The 25,213-nt window shown below is 66.6% G+C and carries 28 protein-coding genes; 14 read left to right on the top strand and 14 right to left on the bottom strand.

The window, feature by feature from the left end; all coding sequences use genetic code 11:
- Nucleotides 1-20: 20 nt before the first annotated feature.
- Nucleotides 21-1,310, bottom strand: a complete 1,290-nt coding sequence (gene ectB, locus A5752_RS20245) for a diaminobutyrate--2-oxoglutarate transaminase (protein WP_067089224.1) — start codon at nt 1,308-1,310, stop codon at nt 21-23.
- 18 nt (nt 1,311-1,328) lie between these two features.
- Nucleotides 1,329-1,793, bottom strand: coding sequence for a diaminobutyrate acetyltransferase (ectA, locus tag A5752_RS20240; protein WP_156614048.1), 465 nt, complete (start codon nt 1,791-1,793; stop codon nt 1,329-1,331).
- 497 nt (nt 1,794-2,290) lie between these two features.
- Between ectA and A5752_RS20235 the strand changes: the two genes are divergently transcribed.
- The 7 genes from A5752_RS20235 to A5752_RS20205 all read left to right on the top strand — a co-directional run bounded on the left by A5752_RS20235 (nt 2,291) and on the right by A5752_RS20205 (nt 7,373).
- Nucleotides 2,291-2,572, top strand: coding sequence for a DUF732 domain-containing protein (locus A5752_RS20235; protein WP_231983464.1), 282 nt, complete (start codon nt 2,291-2,293; stop codon nt 2,570-2,572).
- A gap of 140 nt (nt 2,573-2,712) precedes the next feature.
- Nucleotides 2,713-3,630: an esterase family protein gene (locus A5752_RS20230; protein WP_067089594.1), complete on the top strand. Its 918-nt coding sequence runs from the start codon at nt 2,713-2,715 to the stop codon at nt 3,628-3,630.
- Between the two features lie 47 nt (nt 3,631-3,677).
- Nucleotides 3,678-4,385 carry a GAF and ANTAR domain-containing protein gene (locus A5752_RS20225; protein ID WP_067089591.1) on the top strand — a complete coding sequence of 236 codons (708 nt, stop codon included), beginning with the start codon at nt 3,678-3,680 and terminating at the stop codon, nt 4,383-4,385.
- Between the two features lie 185 nt (nt 4,386-4,570).
- A complete protein-coding gene (locus tag A5752_RS20220) occupies nt 4,571-4,918 on the top strand; it encodes an STAS domain-containing protein (protein ID WP_067089221.1) in 348 nt (115 codons plus the stop codon).
- A gap of 31 nt (nt 4,919-4,949) precedes the next feature.
- Nucleotides 4,950-5,396 carry an ATP-binding protein gene (locus A5752_RS20215; protein ID WP_067089218.1) on the top strand — a complete coding sequence of 149 codons (447 nt, stop codon included), beginning with the start codon at nt 4,950-4,952 and terminating at the stop codon, nt 5,394-5,396.
- Nucleotides 5,397-5,561: 165 nt separating this feature from the next.
- Nucleotides 5,562-5,969, top strand: a complete 408-nt coding sequence (locus A5752_RS20210; RefSeq protein ID WP_067089216.1) for an STAS domain-containing protein — start codon at nt 5,562-5,564, stop codon at nt 5,967-5,969.
- Between the two features lie 384 nt (nt 5,970-6,353).
- Entirely contained in the window at nt 6,354-7,373 is a 1,020-nt protein-coding gene (locus A5752_RS20205; RefSeq protein ID WP_082963985.1) for an MmpL3/TtfA transport complex stabilizer, read from the top strand.
- On the opposite strand, the gene A5752_RS20200 is transcribed toward A5752_RS20205, so the two are convergent.
- Nucleotides 7,363-8,259, bottom strand: coding sequence for an alpha/beta fold hydrolase (locus A5752_RS20200; RefSeq protein ID WP_067089213.1), 897 nt, complete (start codon nt 8,257-8,259; stop codon nt 7,363-7,365). The genes A5752_RS20205 and A5752_RS20200 overlap by 11 nt on opposite strands.
- Before the next feature lie 99 nt (nt 8,260-8,358).
- Between A5752_RS20200 and A5752_RS20195 the strand changes: the two genes are divergently transcribed.
- A complete protein-coding gene (locus A5752_RS20195; RefSeq protein WP_067089210.1) occupies nt 8,359-8,655 on the top strand; it encodes a hypothetical protein in 297 nt (98 codons plus the stop codon).
- Between the two features lie 9 nt (nt 8,656-8,664).
- Here A5752_RS20195 and A5752_RS20190 read toward each other — a convergent pair whose 3' ends face one another.
- From A5752_RS20190 to A5752_RS20170, 5 genes are all read right to left on the bottom strand, one after another.
- On the bottom strand, nt 8,665-8,979 hold the full coding sequence (locus A5752_RS20190) for a hypothetical protein (RefSeq protein WP_067089586.1): 315 nt from the start codon (nt 8,977-8,979) through the stop codon (nt 8,665-8,667).
- Nucleotides 8,980-8,997: 18 nt separating this feature from the next.
- Nucleotides 8,998-10,200: a lipid-transfer protein gene (locus A5752_RS20185; protein WP_067089208.1), complete on the bottom strand. Its 1,203-nt coding sequence runs from the start codon at nt 10,198-10,200 to the stop codon at nt 8,998-9,000.
- Nucleotides 10,201-10,327: 127 nt separating this feature from the next.
- On the bottom strand, nt 10,328-10,666 hold the full coding sequence (locus A5752_RS20180; RefSeq protein WP_067089205.1) for a DUF732 domain-containing protein: 339 nt from the start codon (nt 10,664-10,666) through the stop codon (nt 10,328-10,330).
- Nucleotides 10,667-10,763: 97 nt separating this feature from the next.
- On the bottom strand, nt 10,764-12,446 hold the full coding sequence (locus A5752_RS20175; RefSeq protein WP_067089202.1) for a serine/threonine-protein kinase: 1,683 nt from the start codon (nt 12,444-12,446) through the stop codon (nt 10,764-10,766).
- 51 nt (nt 12,447-12,497) lie between these two features.
- A complete protein-coding gene (locus A5752_RS20170; RefSeq protein WP_156614025.1) occupies nt 12,498-13,637 on the bottom strand; it encodes a BTAD domain-containing putative transcriptional regulator in 1,140 nt (379 codons plus the stop codon).
- A gap of 87 nt (nt 13,638-13,724) precedes the next feature.
- On the opposite strand from A5752_RS20170, the gene A5752_RS20165 reads away from it, so the two are divergent.
- Both A5752_RS20165 and A5752_RS20160 read left to right on the top strand, forming a co-directional pair.
- On the top strand, nt 13,725-14,774 hold the full coding sequence (locus A5752_RS20165; protein WP_067089199.1) for an NAD(P)H-dependent amine dehydrogenase family protein: 1,050 nt from the start codon (nt 13,725-13,727) through the stop codon (nt 14,772-14,774).
- Nucleotides 14,775-14,824: 50 nt separating this feature from the next.
- The gene (locus tag A5752_RS20160; protein ID WP_156614023.1) at nt 14,825-15,670 is read left to right on the top strand and encodes a patatin-like phospholipase family protein; all 846 of its coding nucleotides are present in this window, start codon (nt 14,825-14,827) and stop codon (nt 15,668-15,670) included.
- On the opposite strand, the gene A5752_RS20155 is transcribed toward A5752_RS20160, so the two are convergent.
- Both A5752_RS20155 and lpqV read right to left on the bottom strand, forming a co-directional pair.
- On the bottom strand, nt 15,667-16,656 hold the full coding sequence (locus A5752_RS20155) for a patatin-like phospholipase family protein (RefSeq protein WP_067089197.1): 990 nt from the start codon (nt 16,654-16,656) through the stop codon (nt 15,667-15,669). The two genes, A5752_RS20160 and A5752_RS20155, sit on opposite strands and share 4 nt — an antisense overlap.
- 33 nt (nt 16,657-16,689) lie before the next feature.
- The gene (lpqV, locus tag A5752_RS20150; protein WP_067089194.1) at nt 16,690-17,133 is read right to left on the bottom strand and encodes a lipoprotein LpqV; all 444 of its coding nucleotides are present in this window, start codon (nt 17,131-17,133) and stop codon (nt 16,690-16,692) included.
- Between the two features lie 263 nt (nt 17,134-17,396).
- Between lpqV and A5752_RS20145 the strand changes: the two genes are divergently transcribed.
- Nucleotides 17,397-17,942 (top strand): cysteine dioxygenase, encoded by a 546-nt coding sequence (locus A5752_RS20145; RefSeq protein WP_067089191.1) that lies wholly within the window; start codon nt 17,397-17,399, stop codon nt 17,940-17,942.
- Nucleotides 17,939-18,313, top strand: coding sequence for a rhodanese-like domain-containing protein (locus A5752_RS20140; RefSeq protein ID WP_197500690.1), 375 nt, complete (start codon nt 17,939-17,941; stop codon nt 18,311-18,313). Before A5752_RS20145 ends, A5752_RS20140 begins: the two co-directional genes overlap by 4 nt.
- Here the strand turns inward: A5752_RS20140 and A5752_RS20135 are convergent.
- The 3 genes from A5752_RS20135 to A5752_RS20125 are packed head-to-tail and all read right to left on the bottom strand — an operon-like array spanning nt 18,310 to nt 21,857.
- Entirely contained in the window at nt 18,310-20,028 is a 1,719-nt protein-coding gene (locus tag A5752_RS20135; protein ID WP_067089188.1) for an alpha/beta hydrolase, read from the bottom strand. The two genes, A5752_RS20140 and A5752_RS20135, sit on opposite strands and share 4 nt — an antisense overlap.
- A 9-nt stretch (nt 20,029-20,037) precedes the next feature.
- Entirely contained in the window at nt 20,038-20,814 is a 777-nt protein-coding gene (locus A5752_RS20130) for an enoyl-CoA hydratase (protein ID WP_067089186.1), read from the bottom strand.
- Nucleotides 20,811-21,857: an enoyl-CoA hydratase/isomerase family protein gene (locus A5752_RS20125; protein WP_067089183.1), complete on the bottom strand. Its 1,047-nt coding sequence runs from the start codon at nt 21,855-21,857 to the stop codon at nt 20,811-20,813. Before A5752_RS20125 ends, A5752_RS20130 begins: the two co-directional genes overlap by 4 nt.
- Before the next feature lie 166 nt (nt 21,858-22,023).
- Here A5752_RS20125 and A5752_RS20120 point away from each other — a divergent pair, with 166 nt between their 5' ends.
- Together A5752_RS20120 and A5752_RS20115 are read left to right on the top strand one after the other, a co-directional pair.
- Nucleotides 22,024-22,878 carry a Bax inhibitor-1/YccA family protein gene (locus tag A5752_RS20120; RefSeq protein ID WP_067089575.1) on the top strand — a complete coding sequence of 285 codons (855 nt, stop codon included), beginning with the start codon at nt 22,024-22,026 and terminating at the stop codon, nt 22,876-22,878.
- A gap of 145 nt (nt 22,879-23,023) precedes the next feature.
- Entirely contained in the window at nt 23,024-23,905 is an 882-nt protein-coding gene (locus A5752_RS20115) for a type IV toxin-antitoxin system AbiEi family antitoxin (protein WP_067089180.1), read from the top strand.
- Between the two features lie 64 nt (nt 23,906-23,969).
- Here A5752_RS20115 and A5752_RS20110 read toward each other — a convergent pair whose 3' ends face one another.
- Nucleotides 23,970-25,187, bottom strand: coding sequence for an acetyl-CoA C-acetyltransferase (locus A5752_RS20110; protein WP_067089178.1), 1,218 nt, complete (start codon nt 25,185-25,187; stop codon nt 23,970-23,972).
- Between the last annotated feature and the right edge of the window lie 26 nt (nt 25,188-25,213).

Raw genomic sequence — 25,213 nt, 5'->3', positions numbered from 1 at the left:
CTCCTTTCAAGTGAATGTGGTCAGGAAAGCGCCGCGGCGACGGACTCGGCGAGCACGTCGATGCCCGCGTCGAGGTCCGCCTCGGAGGTGGTCAACGGCGGAAGCAGTTTGACGACCTCGTCGGAGGGGCCGCTGGTCTCCATGAGCACGCCGCGATCGAACCCCGCGCGGCACACCGCCGAGGCCATCGGCGCGTCTTCGAACTTGAGGCCCTGTGCCATTCCTCGTCCGCGCGCGCTGATGCCCGGATGCTGCGCGGCAATGCTCTCCAGGCGAGCGCGGATCTGCTCACCCTTGGAGATGGTGTCGTCGCTGAACGTCTCGGTCTGCCAATAGATTTCAAGCGCCTTGCTGGCAGTCACGAACGCCGGGTTGTGGCCGCGGAACGTTCCGTTGTGCTCCCCGGGGGTCCACACGTCGAGGTCCCTGCGGAACAGGGTCAGCGCCATCGGCAGACCGTATCCGCTGATCGACTTGGACAGCGTGACGATGTCGGGAACGATGCCGGCCTCCTCGAAGCTGAAGAAGCGACCGGTGCGCCCGCAGCCCATCTGCACGTCATCGACGATCAGCAGGATCTCGCGGCGGCTGCACAGTTCGGCGAGCGCCTGCAGCCATTCCATTCGCGCGACGTTGAGGCCGCCCTCACCCTGGACGGTTTCGACGATCACCGCGGCAGGATGGTTGAGTCCGCCGCCCGAATCATCGAGCACCCGCTCGAACCAGTGGAAGTCCTCGGTGGCGCCGCCGAAGTAGTTGTCGTATGGCATCGGCGTGGCGTGCACCAGCGGGATGCCTGCGCCGGCCCGTTTCATCGAGTTACCCGTGACCGACAGTGCACCGAGCGTCATTCCGTGAAACGCGTTGGTGAAGTTGATGATCGATTCACGACCGGTGACCTTGCGCGCAAGCTTGAGGGCCGCCTCGACGGCGTTCGCGCCGGTAGGCCCCGGGAACTGCACCTTGTAATCGAGACCGCGCGGTTTGAGGATCAGTTGCTCGAAGTTCTGCAGGAACTCCGTCTTGGCCGCGGTCGCCATATCGAGCGAGTGCACGATGTTGTCGTTGGTCAGGTACTCGATCAACGGCCGCTTCAACTCGGGGTTGTTGTGGCCGTAGTTCAGCGCGCCGGCTCCCGCGAAGAAGTCGAGGTAGCGCCGACCGGAGGTGTCGGTCACCCACGAGCCCTGGGCGACGGCCATGGTGGCCGGCCAGCCCCGGCAGTAGCTGCGGACCTCGGACTCGACCGAGGAGTACACCTCGGGGAGGTCGGATTCGTCGGGACGGGGGAGTGTTGCTGGCGTAGACATGTGTCCTTTCTGAGGTGTCTAGTCGGCCAAAGGTGTGGTGATGGGTCCAATTCGGACCGTCGGCTCGTCCTCGTGGGACTGGTCGGCGGCCAGGTGCGCGGCGCTGAAGCGGGGCTCTTCGATGAGGGGCACCCCGTTTCGCCGAGCGAACGCACCGAAGAACGCACGGGACGCTGAGTTGCTCGGCGCCACCGTGGCTTCCACGGTGACGGGGTGGCCCCGACGCTCGGCGCGGACGCGATGGACGAGGTCGTCGAGCATTGCGCTGGCCAGTCCGGTTCCTCGGGCGGTCGCCGCGACTGCCACCTGCCAGACGAAGAGCACTTCGGGTCGCGCGGGCGGGTGGTAGCCGGTGATCAACCCGCAGATCTGGCCGTCTTTCTCCGCCACAATCGAAGTACTGGCAAAGTCCGTGGCCATCAACAGATAGGTGTATGTGGAATTCAGATCGAGTACTTCGGTCTCGGCCACCAGGCGATGCATCGCGACGGCATCGCCCTCATTGGGCGACCGAAGATGATTGGTCCATGAAATTGGCTGTACTGCTGGCGCTTTCGAACCAGCATTCCGCTCATCCGGAGCCAAGCCCGGGTCGCGAATGGTCACTTGCGTTGTCACCACCGAACAAAATTATCGAGTCACATCAGTTACGTCATCGGCGTTATGACCGTATGCCAGCAAAAAATGACAGGCAAGTTTCGACCCCTCGCGCACGCCCGCTTGGTGCGCGACGCAGCGGCGAATCACCTGCGCGGATGCCGATACTTGAGACACCCGTCACGTGATCAAGCGTTATCAAAACGTTATCTAGCGGACCCGTCAATGTTTTGATCGGCTAACGACGGGTAGTTTGTGACGCAGCCGTCAATCTGCCTGGACTGACAAATGGAGTGTTCGGGGGTCCCGCTCCGGCGCTTTTCTCGTGCGCGGTCAATGCCGATGAGCGCGCGACATCAATGAGGTATCGAAGGAGATTTTTCGTGCGACGCATCATCGGATTGCTGATCGCTGCCGCTGCCACCGCGGTCGCGTTAGCCGCGCCCGCTGCAGCCGACCATGCCCAGTTCGTGCGCCAGCTTCAGGAACAGTACGTGTTCCTCGGCGCGGATCAGCTGATCTCCGCGGGCAACTTCGTATGCGCGGAGGCGGCACGTGGCGTGCCGGCCGCGGAGACGGTGATGAAGATCCGCGACGACCTCGGAATCTCGACCGCCGCCGCCGGCGACATCGTCAGCCTCGCGGTAGTCGAACTCGGCTGCTGACCGCGTGCCGGCGACGTCGCGGCTGACTTTTGGTAACAAGCGGGTCAAGCGGTGCGTGGCGCGTTCTTCGCAGGGACGCGGATTGCTAGCTTCCCCGCGTGAATTCGTCTGCCGGCAGACTCTTGGTCGCTCTGATCGCGATGGTGCTCGTGTGCGTGGGGATCGAAATCCCCACGGCGGCTGCATATTCGCGGGATGGGCTCCCTGTGGAAACCCTCGACGTGCCATCGCCGTCGATGGGCCGCAACATCCGCGTGCAGTTCCAGGGCGGCGGTCCGCATTCGGTCTATCTGCTCGACGGGCTGCGCGCACAGGAGGACGCCAACGGCTGGGACATCAACACCGGTGCGTTCGAGTGGTTCTACCAATCCGGCATCTCGGTCGTCATGCCCGTTGGCGGCCAGGCCAGCTTTTACACCGACTGGTACCGCCCGGCGGCGGGAAGCGCAGGCACCGTGACCTACAAGTGGGAGACATTCCTCACCCAGGAACTGCCCGCCTGGCTTGCAGCCAACCGGGGCCAGGACCCGCTCGGCAATGCCGTTGTGGGGCTGTCGATGTCGGGCAGTGCGGCGCTGACCCTCGCCGTCTGGCATCCGAGGCAGTTCATCTTCGCCGGTTCACTGTCGGGATATCTCAACCCGTCGAGCGGGCTGTGGCCCACGTTGATCGGCTTCTCGATGAAGGATGCGGGCGGCTACAACGCGACCGATATGTGGGGCCCGTCGTCGGATCCGGCATGGCGCCGCAATGATCCGATGGCCAACATCAACACGCTGGTCGCCAACAACACCGCGCTGTGGATCTACTGCGGCAACGGCGCGACCTCCGAACTCGACGACGGCGCAAACTTCGGGGCGCAGTACAGCGCGCAGTTCCTCGAGAACATCACCCTGTCGACGAACAAGGAATTCCAGCGCAAGTACCTCGCGTCCGGCGGACGCAACGCGGTGTTCAACTTCCCGCCAGACGGTACGCACACCTGGGCGTATTGGGGTTCGCAGCTGCAGGCGATGAAGCCCGATCTCGTGCGCATTCTCGGGGCCGCCCAACCCTGACGGCTTGCGGTCGTACGATGGGCCGGGAAATCGATCCAGGGGTGGACATGACCGATGACTCCGGCGGTCTTCATGACGAGATCGCGCGGCTGGCGCGCAGCCTGCACAGCCAAAAGGGCGCAGACATGAGCGTCGACAATCTTGTCGACGAGGTCACTGCGACGGCGGTCCGCATCCTGCCGGGTGTCGACCATGCGGGCATTTCGCTGGTGGACCCCAAGAGTCGGCGGGTCCGCTCCGTTGCGGCCACGGGTCCGGTGCCCAAAGAACTCGACAACCTGCAGGAGAGCCTTCAGCAGGGACCCTGCGTCGACACCATCCACGATCGGGTGACGGTGCGCGTCGACGACTACGAATCAGAGAACCGATGGTCGCAGTTCATGCAGCGTGCACTCGAAGTCACGCCGGTGCGCTCCAGCTTGTCCATCCAGCTCTATACCCATGAGTCGGAGATCGGGGCGCTGAGCCTGTACTCGGAGCGTGCGCACGCGTTCACCGCGCAACTCGAGGACCTGGGGTTGGCGGTGGCGGCACACGCCGCGATCGGATTGGCGAGCGCGCGCCGCGACGATCAGTTCCGGACCGCGCTGGCATCGCGCGACATCATCGGTCAGGCCAAGGGCATGATCATGGAGCGGTTCGATCTCGACGCCGCTGACGCGTTCAACCTGCTGGTGAAGCTCTCCCAGGAGAAGAACACGCCCCTGCATTTGATCGCTGTGCAACTGGTCAGCCGGCCGCATTCGCCCGCGTAGCCGCCGCTGCCCCTTGGCCGGCGCACCACCCACCACTCATCGACCATGTGGGCCCTGACCGGCGCGAATGGGTCCCCGTTTATGCATCGGTACCGTGAAGTCGCTACCCTATTGCGCGGGTTAAGACTGCAGCCTCGCGTGAACGGCCATGACCGCTACGGTGGTTGCCAAACAAGAGGTGAGGCTTGGACGGACAACTTTGTACCGAGAACTGGGTGGGACGCGTCGCTGTCGTCGCCGCCTCCGGTGACCTCGACATGCTCACGGCACCGCAGCTGCGGGAAGCCGTGCAGGCGGCGTTGGGTAAGGATCCGGTCGGTCTGATCGTCGACCTGACCAGCGTGGAGTTCCTGGGATCCGCGGGCATGCAGGTGTTGATGGAGACCCACAACCAGACCGACGGCACCGAGACCCGCTTCGCGGTCGTCGCGGAGGGTTCCGCCACCAGCCGGCCACTGAAGATCACGGGGATCGCCGATTTGATCGACCTGTTTTCCTCGCTCGACGTCGCGCTCGACAACATCACAGCTTGAGCCGCGGCCGGACGGGGTAATCAGAAACGACATGAACGCTCCGACGGAACTTGGCTTTTCGAGTAACGGTCCTGCTGATGCGCAGACCGTTGCCGAGTTCCGCAATGCGTTCGCACAGTGGTTGAAGTCGAACTTCGCGCTCGACGCCGACCGCCTCAGCGACCTATTGCTCGCGGTGAATGAGGCCCTGACCAACGCCGCCGAGTTCGCTTACGTGGACTCCGAGCAGGCCGGGACGATGTCCGTGACGGCCCGTTATGACGCCCAGGAGCGTCGACTGACCGCGATCGTCACCGACCAGGGCGCCTGGTTGGAGAAAGAGCCGGACGCGGCGAGCACCCGCGGTCGCGGCATCCAGTTGATGCGGGCCCTGTCCGACCGCGCGACTGTCGACGGGTCGGCGTCAGGCACCCGCGTTCAGCTCGAGTTCGACGACTGCCGGCTCGCCTCGGATGAGCCGTTCGCCACATCCGCCTGACGTGTGTTTGGTCCGCGGCCGACGCGGGTAAAGGCGCTTCGCTGACTTCCATCGCAGAAAGCGAGCGCATGTATGGGTAATGAACCCCGGGGCGTCGACCGTCCTGAATCCGGTACCTGCGCCAAGCGCGGAACCCGGTAACCGGACGCGGTCGGGTACCGAGAAATGTCCGTCGTCGCGGTCCACCGCCCGCCATCGCAGCCCAGGCGGGTGCTGTCCGTCGTCTCCACCACCTGCGCCGTCGGTGGGCCAGACCACATCGTCGTGTCGGTGACGGGTGAAATCGATGCCGCAAACGTCAAGGACTTCGCGGCGATCGTCCTCGACGCGGTCACCGACGCCGCGCGTGTCACCCTCGACCTGTCCGGTCTGGACTTCTTCGCGATCGACGGGGTGACCGCACTTCACGCGCTCAACGCCCGACTGCTGCGGGTGGGCGTGTCGTGGTGCGTGGTCCCAGGCGTCGCGGCGTCGCGGGTGCTGGCGCTGTGCGACCCCGAGGAGCTGATTCCGATGGTGAATGTGCAGCCGCCGTCGCCGCCGCAAAGGCCGAGGCTGCGTCTGGTGCGGTAGTCGCTCTGCGGTCTGTGTGACGGTCGTGGCGCCTGTTGCCGATTTGCTGGCGTGTCGCCCTGTGATCTACGGCTCACTTTGGGCCGTAAAGCTAAGAATTCGTAATACGTGCCGTCGGCCACATTCTTCGGAACGCCTTGCGGCACCACCGTTTACACAGGTCATTAACCGTTTATTCGAAGGCACCAAGAGGTAACAATCGGGTAACGGGCGCTTTTCTAAGCGGTGTCTGAGAGGTTCACAGGGACGCTCGGTGCCCGCCTATCGCGTCGCCCGGGGATGTCCGAATTCGTCGCTAGACTCGTTGCAGACCGCGCCGAAACGGCGCGATACGACTTGGAATCTAGGGCCGGTACACGCATCCGGCGGAGGTACCGAAAGACAATGGCTGACTTTTTGATGCCCGAACATGGGCCCACCGCGCTGGGTGCCGTCGAGTTGAGTCGAGGGCCGATCGGCGACATCGCCGCGACCGGCGCGGGTACCACGCTGGTCACCCACCCCGGTGACGACAGCGTCGCCGTGCTCAATGCCCGGACCCTGGCGGCGGAGGCGATCGTCGCCGTTCACGGTGAACCGTTCGCGGTCGCGATCCACGACGACCGCGCCTACGTGAGCACCTCCTCGTGGAGCCACAAGGACGAGGTCACCGTGCTGGATACGGCGACCAGGTCGGTGATCGCGTCGTATCCGCTGGCGGACAACGTGACGGCGCTCGCGGTCAGCCCCGACGGTAAGCGGGTCTACGCCGGGCGCACCGGTGACGGGCGCATCGACATCGCGGTGATCGACATCCCCGCCGACCGTGTGGGCACCATCGACGTCGCGACCGGCGCCGGCATCGGAATCGACGCACTCGCCGTCGACCCGACCGGAACCAAGCTCTACGTCGCCACCACCGATGCGCGTGGCAGCGCGGTCGTCACAGTCGAACTCGAGACCGGGCGCGTCGGCGGCGCGGTGCGGATCGGTTCCCCGATTCGCGATATCGCGCTCGCGGACGACACGGCGTTCGTCCTCAGCTCGGACCGGGCTCGCGGTGGCGTGGTGCACGTGGTGGACCTCACGACAACGGGGCGCATCACCGACATCATCGAGATCGGTGGTGCCCCAACCCAACTTGCGATGGGTGAGGACAAGAGCAGGGCATACATCGTCGACTACGACCATGTCGCGGTGCTGTGCACGCTCACCTTGCAGATCATCGACACGATCACCCTCGAAGCCCGCCCGTCCTGTGTGACGGTCGATTCGCGCGGTGGTCGCCTCTACGTGGCCGACTACGCGGGCGGTGTGACGATGTTCGCCGTCGATGCGACGATGCCGATGCTCTATTCGGAGTTCGTCGCGACCGACCCCATAGCGACGCCCGCGATGCGCGAATTGGAGACGCTCACCGCGTAGGACGTCGCGGCGTCTGGAGTTCGGCTGCCGCGACGGCGAATATCTCGTCGCCTGAGCCGATCGCGACGAAGTGACCGGCGCCCTCGACGGGGTGCCAGACCGCGCCCGGCATCGCATCGGACACCGCCTTGTTGATCGGGTCCGGCACGAGCCGGTCGTCGAGTCCCTGCCACAGATGCACGGGTCGGTCGATCCGCGAGACATCGAAATCCCAACGCCGATAGAGCAGTTCGGCGTCTCGTACCAAGCCGACCGATCCGGGGGCGAAGCATTCGGCCACCGCGTTCATGAAGTCGTCCGCGACCTCGGACCGGCTGAGGATCTCTTGGTCGTACTCGTTGACCGAGCCGCGAAGGGTCTTCAGGAATCCGTTGCGCATGTGCTTGGCGGACAAGCCCAGCGCGGCGTACATGAGCTTGAATCCCGCAGGGAACCGGAGCGCCAACCGACCACCCATGGCGTCGACCTTCGACAGGTACGGTGCTGCCGAGTTGTCGCCGAACGCGCCGTAACTGCCGGGCGCGATGCTGCTGACGTGACGTAACCGCTGCGGATCGATGTAAGCGGCCGCAGCCAGTGCCCACGGGCCACCCTCCGACCATCCGGTCACGCCGAACTCGCGGTGACCGAGTGCATCCGCAACGGCCGTCAGATCCTCCGCCCAGCCGCCGTAGGACCGGGCCTTCTGAACGCTGGAGCGTCCGATGCCCGGGCGGTCGACCCCGACGAGTCGGATGCCGTTGCTCGTCGCGGAATCGGCCAGAAGGCGAACCTCAAGGCGGCTGCTGGGCCCGCCGTGATTGTGGATGACGAGCGGTCCGTTCGGATCACCGACCTCTTCGTAGGCGAGTCGACGGCCGTCGCGCGTCGTCACTTCCGCCGTCACGCCATCCCTCCGGCAAGTGGTGTTGAACCTTTGGCGCCGCTAACCCGTCGTACCCCCTGAAAGGCCGCAGGGGCCTTCACGACACGAAGGGAGCGCGCCATGCGCGCAATACTGTTGACAATGACCGGGCTCGCCGCGGCGGCGTGCGGGGCGATCCTCACGCCCCCCGCGATCGCTTCGGCCGCCGAATCGGCCCAGCTGACCATCGCCACGCTCGAGGCGCAGGGCTTCGATGTCAAGGTCAACCGGATCGGGAGCGCGCCACTCGACAAGTGTGTCGTCACTGATGTGCGAAACGCCCGCGAGCGAACGGAATTGGTGCGGCGCGGCGACGACCTGATCCAAGTGGTCGCCCAGCGCACGATCACGGTCACCGCGGACTGCTCGCGCCGGTGAGGCGAATTCCTAACGACCGCTGCAGTCCAGCGATACCGAGATCGGTTTGCTGATGGTCACCGGGAACAACACCCCGTCCTGGTTGCCGCCCAGGAGCGGCACCAGCTGGGTGAATTGCTGGGGATTGCGCACGCTGGTGACCACGCATTCGGACATCGGGGCGGTGCCGATCTTGTCGATCGTCACGTTGTACCCCTGGTCCTGTAGCTTGGAGATGACCTCTTGCGCCGATTCCTGGTCGTCGGCCGACGCGAGGCCCGCGGGTGCGGCGACTGTCGCACCCACGAGGGCTGCGGCTCCGGCGAGGATCCATGTGGTCCGCATGCGGTCCATGATTCCCTATCAGCGCTCGGCGCGCTGGTAAGCGGTCACAACGGCCGCGCCACCGAGCCCGATGTTGTGCTGAAGCGCCGCGGTGACACCCTCGACCTGCCGCTTGTCCGCCGTGCCGCGCAACTGCCACGTCAGCTCCGCGCACTGCGCGAGGCCGGTCGCACCGAGGGGATGGCCTTTCGAGATCAGCCCGCCGGAGGGGTTGACGACCCAACGCCCGCCGTACGTGGTGTCGTTGTTGTCGATGAGCTTGGGCGCCTCACCTTCGCCGCACAGGCCGAGGGCCTCATACAGCAGCAACTCGTTGGCAGAGAAGCAGTCGTGCAGTTCGATCACCTGGAAGTCGGTGGGACCGAGCCCGGACTGATCGTAAACGCGCTGCGCAGCTTGAACATTCATGTCGTAGCCGATCAGGTTCTTGGCGCTGCCGTCGAAGCTGGACTGGAAATCGGTGGTCATCGCCTGGCCGACGATCTCCACCGCCTGGCCCGCCAGTCCGTGCTTGTCGACGAATTCCTCGCTGGCCACGATCGCCGCACCGGAGCCGTCCGAGGTCGGCGAGCACTGGAGCTTGGTCAGCGGGTCGGAGATCATCTTCGCGCCCAGGATGTCGTCGAGGGTGTACTCCTCCTGGAACTGCGCATACGGATTGTTCACCGAATGCTTGTGGTTCTTGTATCCGATTTTCGCGAAATGCTCTGCGGTGCTTCCATGCTGGCGCATGTGCTCACGGCCCGCGGCGCCGAACATCCACGGCGCCACGGGGAAACCGAACTCGTCGATCTCGGCCATCGCCGCGACATGCTTGGCCATCGGTGATTCACGATCGTCGTGGCCGCCCTGCAGGGAGCCCGGCTGCATCTTTTCGAAACCGAGCGCGATCACGCAGTCGGCGAGTCCGCCGCGGATCGTCTGTGCGGCAAGGAAGAGCGCTGTGGAACCCGTCGAGCAGTTGTTGTTGACGTTGGCGATCGGAATGCCGGTCAAACCGAGTTCGTAGAGCGCCCGGTTGCCCGAGGTCGAGTCGCCGGCAACGTAACCGACGAATCCCTGCTCGACTTCGGAGTAATCGATGCCGGCGTCATCGAGCGCCTTGGTGCCCGATTCCTTGGCCATCTGGGGGTAGTCCCAGCCCTCGCGGCGGCCCGGCTTCTCGAACTTCGTCATCCCGACGCCGACGACGAAAACCCTGTTGCTTCTGGCGCTCGACATACCCTCATCCTTTCGCTGCGCTGCGATTGACGACAAACATACAGCGCGCGACGTGTCTAGCGGCCCGGACAGCAACCGGCGAAGGCGGGGCCCCACCCCTCGCAGCAGGGCCCCGCGAGTTCGAGGGTCAGCCGAAAAGCACGGAGTTGCCGGGGCAGTAATGGTCGACCGATGCGATGACAAACGTCGCGACCTGTTCGGTGGTCAGATCGGTGTTCTCGAGGATCTCCATGCCGAGCGCGACGGGGTCGGTGCCGTCGTCGAGCCTTGTGCAGACGTCGTGCGCGGTGCCGATGGCGGCCCTGGGGCTGTCGTATGCGATGCCCTCGGCGCTGATCTCGGACAGGAAGGTGTCGTCTTCCGAGCTGAGCGCGGCGGCGGTGCCGGCTCCGGTGACGGCGCCCAATCCGAGCGCGGCCATCGCGAGCGCGGTGCCGATCGTGGCGAGGCGGTGCGAAGCGAACATCGTGACTCCTGTGGGTGTCGGTTCCCGGTGGTTCCCGGGCTGACATCAGGGTCGGATGGCGCGCTTGAAGGATTCTTGAAGCAGTCTTGGCGGACCGTCAGGCGTACTTCAGCCACCAGTTGTGCAGGTCGGCGAGGTTGCCGCCCTGCGCGTCACCGAGCAGGAGGTTCTCGTTGATGGTCCAGGCGATGTCCTGGTTGCCGTTGAAGACGCCGCAGGCGATGCGGCCCTCGACCTGGTCGGGAGTCTCGGTGTAGTGCCAGGTGGTCGGCGAGTCGGCGTCGCTGTTCGGGCACGGCACGAGGTCCTGATTGGCCGCGACGGAGTCGTCGAAGGCCTTGTCGAGCGCCGGTTGGTCGGCGAACAGCGAGTACCGCGCGTTCGCCGGTCCGCCCTGCGGAGAGGCCGGTCCGCAGTCCACGGTCGCCAGTGCCCCCGTGGCCGGTGGGCTCACCGGCTGGCACACGCCGTCGTTGTAGCCGCGCGGCAGCATCCCGAGCAGTTTGGCGTCGAACGAGTCCGGATTCGGTGCGGGCGTCGTGGTGCGCGGTGGCCTGCGGGTGGTGCGCTCGGTGGTCGGTGTCGACGTGGCCGTCGTCGTGGTCGACGCCGACGGCGTGTCGTCGGGCTTCACCGCGAACCAGATCCCGACGGCCCCCAGCACCAACACGAAGACCGCGATCGCCGCGGCGATCGGCAGCCACGGGGTGCCCTTGCGCGGCGGTCCGGGTGGGTGCGGTCCCGATGGTGAAGGGGTGGCCCACATCGGGCCGCTCGGCGGACCGCCGCCGGGCGGTGTGTGAAACGCGGGGTGCGCACTCGGTGGCGGTGTCGGCGGTGGTGTCGGCGGGGGCGTCCGGTACCACGCCTGCGGTGGGGGAGTTGCCACCCCCGCTGCCTCGCTGCGTTGCAGGATGGTGGCTGCCTGATCCTGATCGCGTTGTGTCAGAGCGTCGTTCGCCGCTGCGGCGAGGTCGCCCGCGCTGGCGTACCGATCCTCGGGCTTCTTGGCCATGCCGCGGGCGATCACCGCGTCGAGAGCCGTCGGAATGCCCGGCCGCTGCCGACTGGGTTTGGGCACCGGCTGCATCAGGTGCGCGGTGATGACGACGCTCACGCTGTCGCCAGGGAACGGCTGTGAGCCCGTGAGGCATTCGTGCAGAACGCAAGTCAGCGCATAAACGTCGGCGCGGTAGGTCACCTCGTCGTTGGTGAAGCGTTCCGGCGCCATGTACGCGTAGGTGCCGACCGCGGTGCCCAGTTCGGTCAGTTTCTCGTCGGTGGCGGCGTTGGCGATGCCGAAGTCGACGAGATAGGCGAAGTCGTCGCGCGTCAGAATGATGTTCTCGGGCTTGACATCACGGTGCATGATGCCGCTCTCGTGTGCGGCGTCCAGAGCCGAGGCGACCTGTCTGATGATGGCCACCGCCCGCGCGGGCGTCATCGGGCCGTAGTTCTTGAGCACCTTGCGCAGATCGGTGCCGTCGATCATGCGCATGTCGACGTACAGCAGGCCGTCGATCTCGCCGTAGTCGTGAATCGGCACCACATGCGGTTCCTGTAGTCGCCCCGCCGAGTGCGCCTCGCGCCGTAGCCGCTTGCGGAAGACGGGGTCGTTGGAAGCGGCCTCGGGCAACAGCTTCAGCGCGACGATCCGGTCCTTGACGGTGTCCTCGGCTTCGTACACCTCGCCCATGCCGCCCTTGCCCAGCAGCCGACGCAGCCGATACGGGCCGATCTGGGAACCCACACGAGATTCCCCCGGCTCGGGGTCGGTCATCGGAGCTCCTCGGGGCGGTTGGCTGGCCGACGAAAACACACTAAACCGGCATCAGGCCGGATGCGGGTCTATCCGAAACGTGAACTCGTGGTCGCAGATGCGGATGCGGTCGCCGTCGCCGAGCATCGCCGTCCCGCGGATGCGCTCGCCGCGCACTTCGACACCGTTCGCCGACCGCAGGTCCGAGACGACGAAGCTGGTCCCGGTGTCGATGATCACGGCGTGGTGGCGGCTCACGCTGGCGCCGGTGAGCACGATGTCGTTGTCGGCCAACCGCCCGATCCTGGTCGCAGTCGCCGTCAGTGGATGGATCTGTCCGGTGGCCGAGTGCAGAGCCGCCACGGCGGAGGACGGGGCGATCGCGGTCCGCGCCGCGATGTCGCCGACGGTGTGGACGGCGGTGGTCTGCGCGGCCTTTCGAACATCGAGCGGCTGCTGGCGCAGGATCCGCTCGTGCAGTGCGCGAATGGTCGGACCCGGGTCGATGCCGAGGTCCTCGGCGAGCGTGGTCTTGAGCCGCTGATACGCATCGAGCGCATCGGACTGCCGCTCGGCGAGGTAGTAGGCGGTGATCAGCTGCGTCCAGAGCGGCTCGCGGTAAGGATGTTCGCCCACCAGGCTCTCGAGTTCGGTGATGACGGAGTACGCACGCCCGCAAGCGATCTCGGCCTCGGCGTGGGCGGTGTGGGCGATCACCTTGTCCTCGGTGAGCGCGGTGGCGTATGCGTCGACGAACTGAAAGTCACGCAGGTCGTCGAGCACGGGTCCGCGCCACTCGTTCAGCGCGTTGCGCAGATGCCGGCTCGCCTGCTCGAACTGACCGGCCGCAGCGGCTTGCACCCCCGCGGCCTTCTCGACGACGAAGCGGCCGAGGTCGCATGCGGCGTCATCGACGTTGAGCCGATATCCCGGTGCGGCATTCACCAACGCCGACTTGGGATCGGCGCCCACGGTGCCGAGCAGCTTTCGCAGATTCGAGATGTAGGAGTGCAGGCTGGCCCTGGCTTCGGCCGGGGGCCACTGTTCCCACGCCGCGGTGATCAACGCGTCGGTGGAGACCGGCCGATTGCGGTTCATCACGAGCACCGCCAGCACCGCCCGTTGTTTGGGGGTGCCCAACGCAACCGGGGCGCCGTCGACCGTCATCTCCAGCGGCCCCAGCACACCGAACCCGATCTTGATCGCGGCCATCGCGGTCATTGTGACCCGCACGGGTGGGGTTGTGGTGTAGACCTGCAAGAGTAGAACGTGTTCTAGTTTCTCGGTGAAGGAGTCGGTATGGGCCTGCGGGTGGTGCAGTGGGCGACCGGTGGCGTGGGCGTCGCGGCGATCAAGGGCGTTCTCGAACACCCCGACCTCGAACTGGTCGGATGCTGGGTGCACTCGCCGCAGAAGGCGGGCAAGGACGTCGGCGAGATCATCGGCACCGAGCCGCTGGGCGTGACCGCGACCAACAGCGTCGACGACATCTTGGCCCTCGACGCCGACGCCGTGATCTACTCCCCGCTGCTGCCCGATCCCGACGAGGTGGCCGCGTTGCTGCGCTCCGGTAAGAACGTCGTCACACCCGTCGGATGGGTGTATCCCAGCGACCGGCAGGGCGCACCGCTGCGTGAGGCCGCGATCGCGGGAAAGGCCACTCTGCACGGCACCGGCATCGCGCCCGGTGGGATCAGCGAGAAGTTTCCGCTTCTGTTCTCCGCCTTCTCGACGGGCGTGACTTTCGTTCGGGCCGAGGAATTCTCGGACCTGCGCACCTATGAGGCGCCCGACGTCGTGCGCCATGTGATGGGTTTCGGCGAGGTGCCCGACAAAGCGCTCAGCGGTCCGATGCAGAAGCTGCTCGACGGGGGTTTCATCCAGGCGGTCAAGATGATCGTCGACAAGATGGGTTTCCGCGCCGACTCGAAAGTTCGTTCTTCGCAGGAGATCGCGGTCGCGACGGCACCCATCGAATCCCCGATCGGCGTTATCGAACCGGGTCAGGTTGCCGGGCGAAAATTCCACTGGGAGGCCCTTGTCGACGAGGAGCCGGTGGTGCGGGTCACCGTGAACTGGTTGATGGGTGAGGAAAACCTCGACCCCGCTTGGACATTCGGCCCGGAAGGTCAGCGGTACGAGATGGAGGTCCGCGGCAATCCTGATGTCAACATCGTCGTCAAGGGTTTCCAGTCGGCGGTCGGAGGGGAGGGGCCGGAGTACGGCATCGTCGGCACCGCCGCGCACTGCGTGAACTCGGTGCCTGCCGTGTGCGCCGCCGAACCTGGTATCGCAACGTATCTGGATCTGCCGCTGATCAGCGGCAAGGCCGCCCAGGGACTCGCCTAGCTCCGGGGGCCGCGTCGACGGACGCCCGTCGCCTGGCACACTCACGGGCTGTGACGAGACGCGCACTGGTACTGGCCGGCGGCGGCCTGGCGGGGATCGCATGGGAGACCGGCATCCTGGCGGGTATCGCCGACGAATCACCCGCCACCGCCGAGGCGTTGCTGGCCTCCGATGTCCTTGTCGGTACATCCGCCGGATCCACGGTCGCCGCGCAACTCGTCAGCGGACTCGGGTTGGAGGCGTTGTTCGAGCGGCAGATCGCGGCGACGTCGTCGGAGATTCACCCTGGTGCAGGCATCGAGGGCATCACCGAGATGTTCCTCAAGGCGATGACCACGCCCGGCTCGAAAACCGAGAAACTGCAGCGCATCGGTGCCGTCGCGCTCTCCGCCGACACCGTCACAGAAGAGGTGCGCCGGAGGGTCATCGAGCAGCGGCTGCCGTCGCACGACTGGCCGGACCGCGATCTGCGCATCCCCGCGATCGACGCCGTCACCGGTGAATTGGTGGCCTTCGACCGCTCCTCGGGCGTCTCGCTCGTCGACGCGGTCGCGGCGAGTTGCGCGGTGCCCGGGGTGTGGCCGCCCGTCACGATCGGGCCGCGCCGGTTCATGGACGGCGGCGTCGGCAGCACCGTCAACCTGGCGCTCGCCGACGACTGCGATGTTCTGGTCGCGTTGATTCCGCAGGGTCTGTCGTCACCGTCGCCGTTCGGGACCGCGGCCAGGGACGAGGCCAAAGCACACGGCGCCTTCGCTGTGTTCGCCGACGACGAGTCGCTCGCGGGGTTCGGAGACAACCCGCTCGATCCCGCATGCCGGGCGCCGTCGGCGCACGCCGGACGCCGGCAGGGCCGCACAGTCGCAGCCCAGATCGCCGACCACCTCGGCCTCTAATCCCCGGTAGCGGTGCCGCTTTCGGGTGCGGAGTCGAACGCGTCCAGTGCGGCGGCGGTCAACTCGATCCCGATGTCGATCACCTCGGCGGCCCGGTGGAACTCGAGGCTGCGGCAGGCCGAACGCGGCACCTCGATGAGCATGTCGGGCGGGTACCCGGCGAGCTGATGCCGCGCGAGCGCGGCCTGGGCGATGTCGATCGTGCGGTTCATCACCTCGAAGCTGCCGAGCTTGGGCACCACCGCCGACGCCTCCTTGGTGGCGTCGACGAGTTCTTCCTCGCTGTCCCCTTCCGCGGGATCGCCTTCCTGCGCGGTGCCGAAACGATTCAGCACCGCATTGGACTCGAACAGCGACGTGGTGCTGCGCCACACCCGGGTCAGCCATTCGGTGCTCGCGCGCGAGCCGTGCGGGGCCGGCTCCTCGGCGCCGCCGGCCTCGCTGCCTGCCAGGGACACCGCGATGGTGAGGTCGGCGTTGACGGCCGCGATCGGCGCCATCGGAAGCGGTTCGAGGATGCCGCCGTCGGCGAGCAGGCGGCCGTCGAGCACATGCGGCGCGATCACCCCCGGTATCGCGATCGACGCCCGGATCGCGGCGTCCACCGGGCCGCGCTGCAGCCATACCGACTTGCCGGCGATGAGATCCGTCGAGACCGCGGTGTAGGGAATCGGCAGGTCCTCGATGCGAACGTCACCGAGGATGTCGCGGACCGCGTCGAGGATCTTCGTAGCGCGCAGCACGCCCGCCGCGGTGATCGAGGGGTCGAGCAGCCTCAGCACGGCGCCCTGGGTGAGCGACTTGGCCCATTCGGAGAACTCGTCGAGCTTTCCCGCGGCGTGCAGCCCACCGACGAGGGCGCCCATGGACGATCCGGCGACGCCGACAATCTCGTAGCCGCGCTCCTGCAGTTCCTCGATCACCCCGATGTGGGCGTAGCCGCGGGCGCCGCCACTACCCAGCGCCAGTGCGACCCGCTTAGCCATGCCACCATTGTCCCGCGCCCGGACGGGTGCGGGTCAGCCGTTTGTGTCGCAGAGGTGGTCGGCGGCGGCCTGCACGGCGACGATCACCGCGGCCTGACGCGGTGGCGGCAACTGCGACCAGGGGGTGCCGTACGTGCCGGGCCCCGCCGAATCCGTGGATTGGAGCATGCCGAGGTAGGGCTCGATGTGGTCCTTCGGGTCGCCGCCGCGTTCGGCCATGAACTGCCATGCCGCTTCACAGGCCTTGGCGTACTCCTCCTCGGTCGAGTCGGCAGGGGCGCCGACCGCCGTGGTGACGCCGCCGGGGGAGACCGCGACGGATCCCGGTGCCGCCGTGGGTGTTTCCGAATCAGGAGCGGCGGAGGCCGACTCGGTCGGCGACGAGGCCTCCTCGGAGGTGCCTTCGGTGTCCGATGAACATCCCGCGACGACAGCGATCATCGCTGCGGCCGCCGCGACGCCGTGACGCATGCGCATGTCGGTCAATCTAGGCAATGGCCGGCCGGCGGCGAACACCGGCTGGACGGATCGTCGGGGTTGGGCTCACGGTGAATCTATTCTCCGACGCCGCAATCATGCGCCTGGCCTGCGGCGATGCCTCACCCGTCCGGGAGGGACGGCCACGGTCCGGGAAGTGGCGGGTGACCCGTGCCAGACTTGCGGCCATGACGACCGGACGCCAGGAGTGTTGTTGGGCTTAGCGCCCCGCCCTGCCCGTTTCCGGTTTCCTTGGAGCTTTCATGGTCTCCCCTGCAGTCCTGCCCCCTGCCGTCCCCGCAGTCTCCGCGCCGACCAGGCTGCGTCTGCCCGATCTTCTGCTCGCCACCGACCGTGGCGCCGACAATGTGCTCAGCGGCCGCTACGACCACCTGCTGCCGGCCGGCGGCCCACCCCGCGACGAGCGGTGGTTCACGCGCCTTCACGGCGATGACGAGCTCGACATTTGGTTGATCAGCTGGGTGCCCGACCGGTCGACCGAGATGCACGACCATGGCGGCTCGCTCGGCGCGCTGACCGTAGTTTCGGGTGCGCTGCGGGAAACCCGTTGGGACGGCGGGGCGTTGCGGCATCGTCGGCTGCGCGCCGGGGATCAGGCGGCCTTCCCGCTGGGATGGGTGCACGACGTGGTGTGGGCGCCCGATCGCGACACGTCGGCCCCCATCACGCCGACGTTGAGCGTGCACGCCTACTCGCCGCCGTTGACCGCGATGTCGTACTACGAGGTCACAGATCGGAATACGTTGCGCCGCAACCGGACCGAGTTGACCGACGCGCCGGAGGGATGATCGTGACGAGTCGTATCGACCGAATTCTGGACGATGCCCGCGCCCGGCTGCGCCGGATGCCGGCATCCGAGGTGCCCGTGGCGTTGGACCGCGGCGCGATCCTGGTCGACATCCGGCCTCAGGCCCAGCGCGCCCGCGAGGGTGAGGTGGATCAAGCGCTGGTGATCGAGCGCAATGTGCTCGAGTGGCGCTGCGATCCGACCAGCGACGCCCGGTTGCCGCAGGCCGTCGACGACGACGTCGAATGGGTGGTGCTCTGCTCGGAGGGTTACACCTCGAGCCTGGCCGCGGCGTCGCTGCTCGACCTCGGGCTGCACCGCGCGACCGATGTCATCGGCGGATACCACGCGTTGAAGACCGTGCTGGCTTAAGCGTTCTCGTCGTTCGACAGCAGCGGTCGGAGGCGCTCGGTCTTCTCCGGAGTCCATCCCGGCGGCTGCAGAATCGCCGCCCACGCGTTGGCCACATCCTTGACGTAGACGTGACCGTGACCGTCGGGCACGTCGACCGCCACCGCCATGTCCGCCGACACCTGGAGGAACGTCACCACCGGGATCCACTGCATCCGACCGGAGACGTCGTATCCACGCGGTTCCTTGAGCCAATCCGGTTCGGCGAACAGCAGATCCGGGTTGAACCACGCGATCGGGTCCGAGGCGTGCTGCAGGTACACCACCCGCGGGTTGTCCCACGGTGCGTCGGGGCGGGCCAGATTCTCGGCGCGCGCGGCGAAATGCACATTCTCGCCGTCGTCGTAGATCGGCAGCCACATCGGCGAGCCGGGGTCGCGGTCGCGGGTCAGCTGCGTCCAGATCGTGTTGTTGAACGTCGGACCGCTGAACAGGGCGCCGTCGGTGCGGGCGACGAGATTGTTGAGCGCGAGGAACGGCGCTTCGCCGCCGAACGATCCGAGGCTCTCGCCGAAGACGACCAGGCGCGGTCGCTGTCCTTCTGGCATCTCGCGGATCAGCGCGTCGACGGCCTCGAACAACGCCTGGCCCGCCTGGCGCGCGTTCTCCTTATCCACGAGGAACGACAACCAGCTCGGCAGGAACGAATACTGCATCGACACGATCGCGGTGTCGCCGTTGTACATGTATTCCAGCGCCGAGGCCTCGGCCTCGTTGATCCACCCAGTGCCGGTGGTGGTGGCCACCGCGACGACGTCACGGTCCAGCCCGCCGGTGCGCTGGAGTTCGCGGGCGGCCAACTCGGCGGTGGCCTTGATGCCGTCCGCGGAATGCAGTCCGGCGTAGGCGCGGATGGGCTCGACGGCCGGCCGGCCGTTGAACGCCGTCAACTCCTCGACCGTCGGCCCCGCAGCCACGAACACCCTGCCTTGGTGGCCGAGCGACTCCCAGCTGGCCAGTGATCCGGGGCCGCCGGAGCGCAACGGCGAAGTGGGCGCGGGGAAGTCGGGATCGGTTTCGTCGTTGACCGCGGCGAACGTGCGGTTGATGGTGCTCATCGCGAAGCGCACGACGACGCCGTTCAGCAGGGCGATCGTGAGCGCGAGCAGCAGTACCACGACGACTACCGCCGAGACCCTCGGTGGCGCAACGCGTTCGAGCTGGCGTACCAGGAACCGGACGAGCTTGCCGATCAACTGCCCGATCTCGACGAGCACGAACAGCGTCACGATCGACAGCACCGCGGTCAGCGGGTGCTCCCAGAAGCCCATGCGTGCTACGCCGTTGAGGTCGCGCACCTCGTCCTGCCAGATGTGGAAGTAAACGATCATCAACACCTGGCCGATGACGCCGATGACCGCCAGCGCGATCCACGCCTGCCGCGGTGCCGGCGGGGTGGTGTCCCTGGACAGCATGTAGCGCACCAGCCACACCACGAACACGCCGAGCATGTATCCGAAAGCGCCTGCGGCGCCGCTGACAAGACCCTGGAACAAGGGCCCGCGGGGCAGCAACGACGGCGTCAGCGAGAGCCAGATGAAGATCAGCCCGAGCGCGGTGCCCGTGAAGGTGTAGCGCCGCACCCACCACGCGGTGTCTTTCGGCTTGTCGGCCTGTTCCTCCCGCGGCGGTTCGTCGACCGTCGTATCGGTGGTGTCGTCGCGGGCGTCTGTCACCCCCGAAGATTAACGGTGGCGGAAGTTCGGTGGGCGTTTCTCGGTGAACGCGTTCATGCCCTCGGTCTGGTCCTCGGTCGCGAACGCCGAGTGGAACAGCCGGCGCTCGTACAGAAGTCCCTCGGCCAGCGTGGATTCGAAGGCGCGGTTGACGGCCTCCTTCGCCATCCGCGAGGCCGACAGCGACATCCCGGCGATGGTCTTGGCGACGGCGTTGGCCTCGTCGAGCAGCGTGTCGGCGGGCACCACCCGCGACACCAGGCCCGCCCGCTCGGCCTCCTCGGCGTCCATGTTGCGACCGGTGAGGATCAGGTCCATCGCCTTGGCCTTACCGATGGCGCGGGTGAGCCGCTGCGAACCGCCCATACCGGGCAGCACGCCGAGTTTGATCTCGGGCTGGCCGAATTTGGCGGTGTCGGCGGCGATCAGCAGATCGCACATCATCGCCAATTCGCATCCGCCGCCGAGCGCGTATCCGGCGACGGCCGCGATCGTCGGGGTGCGGGTGGCCGCGAACTTGCCCCAGGCGGCGAAGAAGTCGCTGGAGAAGACGTCGGCGAACGACAGGCTGGCCATCTCCTTGATGTCCGCGCCGGCGGCGAAGGCCTTCTCGTTGCCGGTGATGATGATTGCGCCGATCGCCGGGTCATTGTCCAATTCGGCTGCGGCGGAGGTGACTTCGTGCATCACCTGGCTGTTGAGCGCGTTGAGCGCCTTGGGCCGGTTCAGGGTGATGGTCGCGACGCGGTCGTCGCGCGTGACGAGAATGGTCTCGTAATCGGTCATGAGAACTCCAGTTCGCGATCGGCCGGCGTGAAGTACTCCTCGACGTCGGCGGTGGTGACCGCCGCCAGCGAGGCGGGCGACCATTTCGGGTTGCGGTCCTTGTCGACGACCTGGGCGCGGATGCCCTCGACGAAGTCGTGGGAGCGCAGGGCCCCGCACGACGTCCGGTACTCCTGCCGCAGCACGTCTTCGAGTGTGGCGAGCTCGGCGGCGCGGCGCAGGGCTTCCAGCGTGACGGAAACCGAGACGGGTGAGCGGGTCTCGATGAGGTCGGCCGCCTCGGCGGCGGCGTCGCCACGGCCGCGCAGGGCGGCGACGATGTCGAGCGCGGATTCGCCCGCGTAGCACTCGTCGATCCATTCGCGTTGGCGCACAAGGTTGCTCGGCGGTGGCTCGGTGGCATGGGCGGCGAGTGCGGCGTCGATGCCGTCCGCGACGATCGCGGCCTTGAAATCGGCGAGCCTGTCGTGGGGGACGTAATGGTCGGCGAAGCCCATCGCGATGGCGTCGGCGCCGTCGAAGTTCGCACCCGTGAGCGCGGCGTGATAGCCGAGCCGGCCGGGGGCGCGCGAGAGAATCAGTTGGCCCCCGACGTCGGGAACGAAGCCGATGCCGACCTCGGGCATCGCCATCTTGGTGGTGTCGGTGACCACCCGAACGTTGCCGTGTGCGCTGACCCCGACGCCGCCGCCCATGACGATGCCGTCCATCAGGGCGACATACGGTTTGGCGAACCGGCCGATCTGTGCGTTGAGCAGGTATTCGTCGTACCAGAACGCTCGCGCTTCGCGGCCCTTCTCGGAGCCTTCGGCTCGCGCGCTGTGGTAGAGCGCGACGATGTCGCCGCCCGCGCACAGGCCGCGTTCGCCGGCGCCGTCGACCACGACGGCGGTGACGGCATCGTCGCCCTCCCAGTCGGTGAGCACGCGCGCCATGGTCGCGACCATGGAGTGGTTCAGCGAGTTGATGGCCTTGGGCCGGTTGAGGGTGATCAGGCCGACGCCGCGGTCAACTGTTACTAGGACATCCTCGTTTTCGCCCACGGGTATGCAATGTAGAACGTCGCCCGACCTGCGATTGCTTTGGGTAGGGTTTCCTGGGAACAAGCTGGGAAAGTTCGACGGCGTTGCCGGGAACCGAACCAGGGACACGGATCGTTGACGGTGTGTTCGCCGATTGACGATCGACTTCACACGAGAGGAACCGACGGTGCGGGAATCCAGCAACCCCGTATTTCGCACCCTGCCAAGGACGCAGGGCGGATATGCGCAATTCGGTACCGGGGCCGCCGGCTACGGTACGCAGGCGGTACACGCCGACCCCTATGTGTCGCAGTACCCGGAGCAGCGGCAGGCGGGTGTTGCGCGGCCGCTGACCATCGATGACGTCGTCACCAAGACGGGTGTCACGCTCGCCGTGCTGTCGGCCGTCGCGGTCGTCTCGTACTTCCTGGTCGCGCAGAACATCGGCCTCGCCATGCCGTTCACCTTGGTGGGCGCGCTCGGCGGCTTGGTCCTGGTGCTGATCGCGACGTTCGGACGCAAGCAGGATAACCCGGGCATCGTGTTGAGCTACGCGGCGCTCGAGGGCCTTTTCCTGGGTGCGTTCTCGTTCGTGGTGGCCAACCTGATGGTGTCGGGCGTCAGCGCCGGAGCGCTGATCAGCCAGGCCGTTCTGGGCACCATCGGCGTGTTCGCCGGCATGCTCGTGGTCTACAAGACCGGGGCGATCCGCGTGACGCCGAAGTTCACCCGCTTCATCGTGGCCAGCCTGTTCGGCGTCGTCGTGTTGATGCTGGGCAACCTGGTGCTCGCGATGTTCGGTGTCGGCGGCGGTGAGGGCCTCGGCCTGCGCAGCGGCGGCCCGCTCGCCATCGTCTTCTCGCTGATCTGCATCGGCCTGGCTGCGTTCAGCTTCCTGATCGACTTCGACGCGGCCGACCAGATGATCCGCGCCGGTGCGCCGGAGAAGGCGGCGTGGGGCATCGCGCTCGGCCTGACCGTGACGCTGGTCTGGCTGTACATCGAGATCCTGCGCTTGCTGGCGTACTTCAACAGCGACTAGCAGACTCACGAAAAGGCCCGGCACGAAACGTGCCGGGCCTTTTTCGCGCGTCGACTCTGCGTCCATGGCGCGATTTATCCACAATTTCGCGCCATGAACGCAAAGTGAATGTCAATTGGTCGGTTGCGATCAGCACGCTGGCGGCATGGGGGATAGCAGGCCTGCGCTCCGACGATTGCCGTTCGTCGGCACGGAAGCGCTCGCAGAGGGTGTGCTGAACCGGTATCAGCTGCGCCGGTACTACCGGCCGCTGATGCCGAATGTCTACTTGGACAGAGAAATCGAGCCGACCCTACGGCAGCGCACCGTTGCCGCTTGGCTGTGGTCACACCGCGAAGCGGTTATTGCCGGGGCAGCGGCATCGGCGATGCTGGGCGCGAAATGGATCGACGACGACGTGCCTGTCGAGTTGATCTGGCGTAACGCGCGTTCTCCGAGCGGTGTAGTGACTCGCCACGACCTGTTGCTGTCCAACGAGTTCGAGCGAGTCGATGGTATCCCCGTCACCACTGCGGAGCGCACAGCATTCGACCTGGGCCGCCGTGGTTCGCTGAGTAGTGCGGTCGCTCGCCTCGATGCACTCGCTGCTGCCACCAGGTTCAAGACGTCCGCGGTCGAAGAGCTCGCCCGAGCGCACCGGCACACCCGCGGCCTGCGTCGTCTCGAGAGGGCACTTGCACTGATGGACGCCGGAGCGGAATCTCCGAAGGAAACATGGTTGCGGCTGTTGGTTATTCGTGGCGGCTACCCCCGTCCGCGTACCCAAATACCCGTCGCTGGGCCGGATGGATGGACGATGTTCTACCTCGACATGGGGTGGGAGGATCTCCGTCTCGCGCTCGAGTACGACGGTGGTCAGCACTGGAACGATCCGATCCGTGTCGCCTACGACCTCAAACGCGCCGAATACATACAGGATTCGGGCTGGAACGTGATACGCGTGACGAAGGGGCACCATCCGGTCGACGTACTGGCGCGGTTGCGGAGGGCCTGGAACAGAGCGACTGGACGGTCAGCTACACCTTGACTCTGCGTCCACGGCGCGATTTTCGCACGGATAAGCGCCGTGAGCGCAGAGTCAACGCGAAGAGCTAGGAGAGCCGCTCGAGCACCATCGCCATGCCCTGGCCGCCGCCGACGCACATCGTCTCCAGGCCGAACGTCTTGTCGTAGGTCGTCAGGTTGTTGAGCAGCGTGGCGGTGATCCGCGCGCCGGTCATGCCGAACGGATGGCCCAGCGCGATCGCGCCGCCCGAGACGTTGAGCTTGTCCTCGTCCATCCCGAGTTCGCGCGCCGAGCCGAGCACCTGGACGGCGAACGCCTCGTTGATCTCGTAGAGGTCGATATCGCCGATCGACATCCCGGCGTTGGCGAGCGCCTTCTTCGTCGCTTCGATCGGGCCCAGTCCCATGATCTCCGGCGACAACCCGCTCACGCCCGTCGAGACCACACGCGCCAGCGGCGTGAGGCCCAGCTCGCGAGCCTTGGTGTCGGACATGATCACCACCGCCGCGGCGCCGTCGTTCAACGGGCACGCGTTGCCCGCGGTGATGGTGCCGTTCGGCCGGAACACCGGCTTGAGTTGGCTGATCTTCTCGTAGGTGGTGCCCGCGCGCGGACCGTCGTCCTTGGACACCACGGTGCCGTCGGGCAGCGTCACCGGGACGATCTCGCGCTCGAAGAAGCCGTTCTTGATGGCCTCCTCGGCGCGGTTCTGCGACCGGACACCCCAGTGGTCCTGATCCTCGCGGCTGATGCCGGTGTGCAGCGCGACGTTCTCCGCGGTCTGGCCCATCGCGATGTACACGTCGGGCAGCACGCCGTCCTCACGCGGGTCGTGCCACTCCTCGGCGCCCGCGGCCGCCTGGTCCGAGCGGGCCATGGCGTCGGCGAACAACGGGTTCTTGCTGTCCGGCCAACCGTCCGCCGTACCCTTCGGGAAACGCGAAACCGTCTCCACGCCAGCCGAAATGAACGCATGTCCCTCGCCGGCCTTGATCGCGTGGAACGCCATCCGGGTGGTCTGCAGCGACGACGAGCAGTAGCGGTTCACCGTCGTCCCGGGCAGGAAGTCGTAACCGAGCTGGACGGCGACCGCCCTGCCGATGTTGAACCCGGCCTCGCCCGCGGGCTGCCCGCAGCCCATGATCAGGTCGTCGATCTCGCGCGGATCCAGCGCGGGCACCTTGTCCAGCACCGCGCGCACCATCTGCGCGGCCAGGTCGTCGGGCCGGATGTCGACAAGTGAACCTTTCGCGGCGCGGCCGATCGGCGACCGCGCGGTCGCGACAATGACGGCTTCAGGCATGGTGTCTCCTCGCATCGGTGGCTATG

The organism is Mycobacterium sp. 852002-51961_SCH5331710, from assembly GCF_001665535.1.
GTDB lineage: Bacteria > Actinomycetota > Actinomycetes > Mycobacteriales > Mycobacteriaceae > Mycobacterium.
The sequence above is the reverse complement of the archived record's forward strand: the minus strand, read 5'-3'. Positions and strand labels throughout refer to the sequence as shown.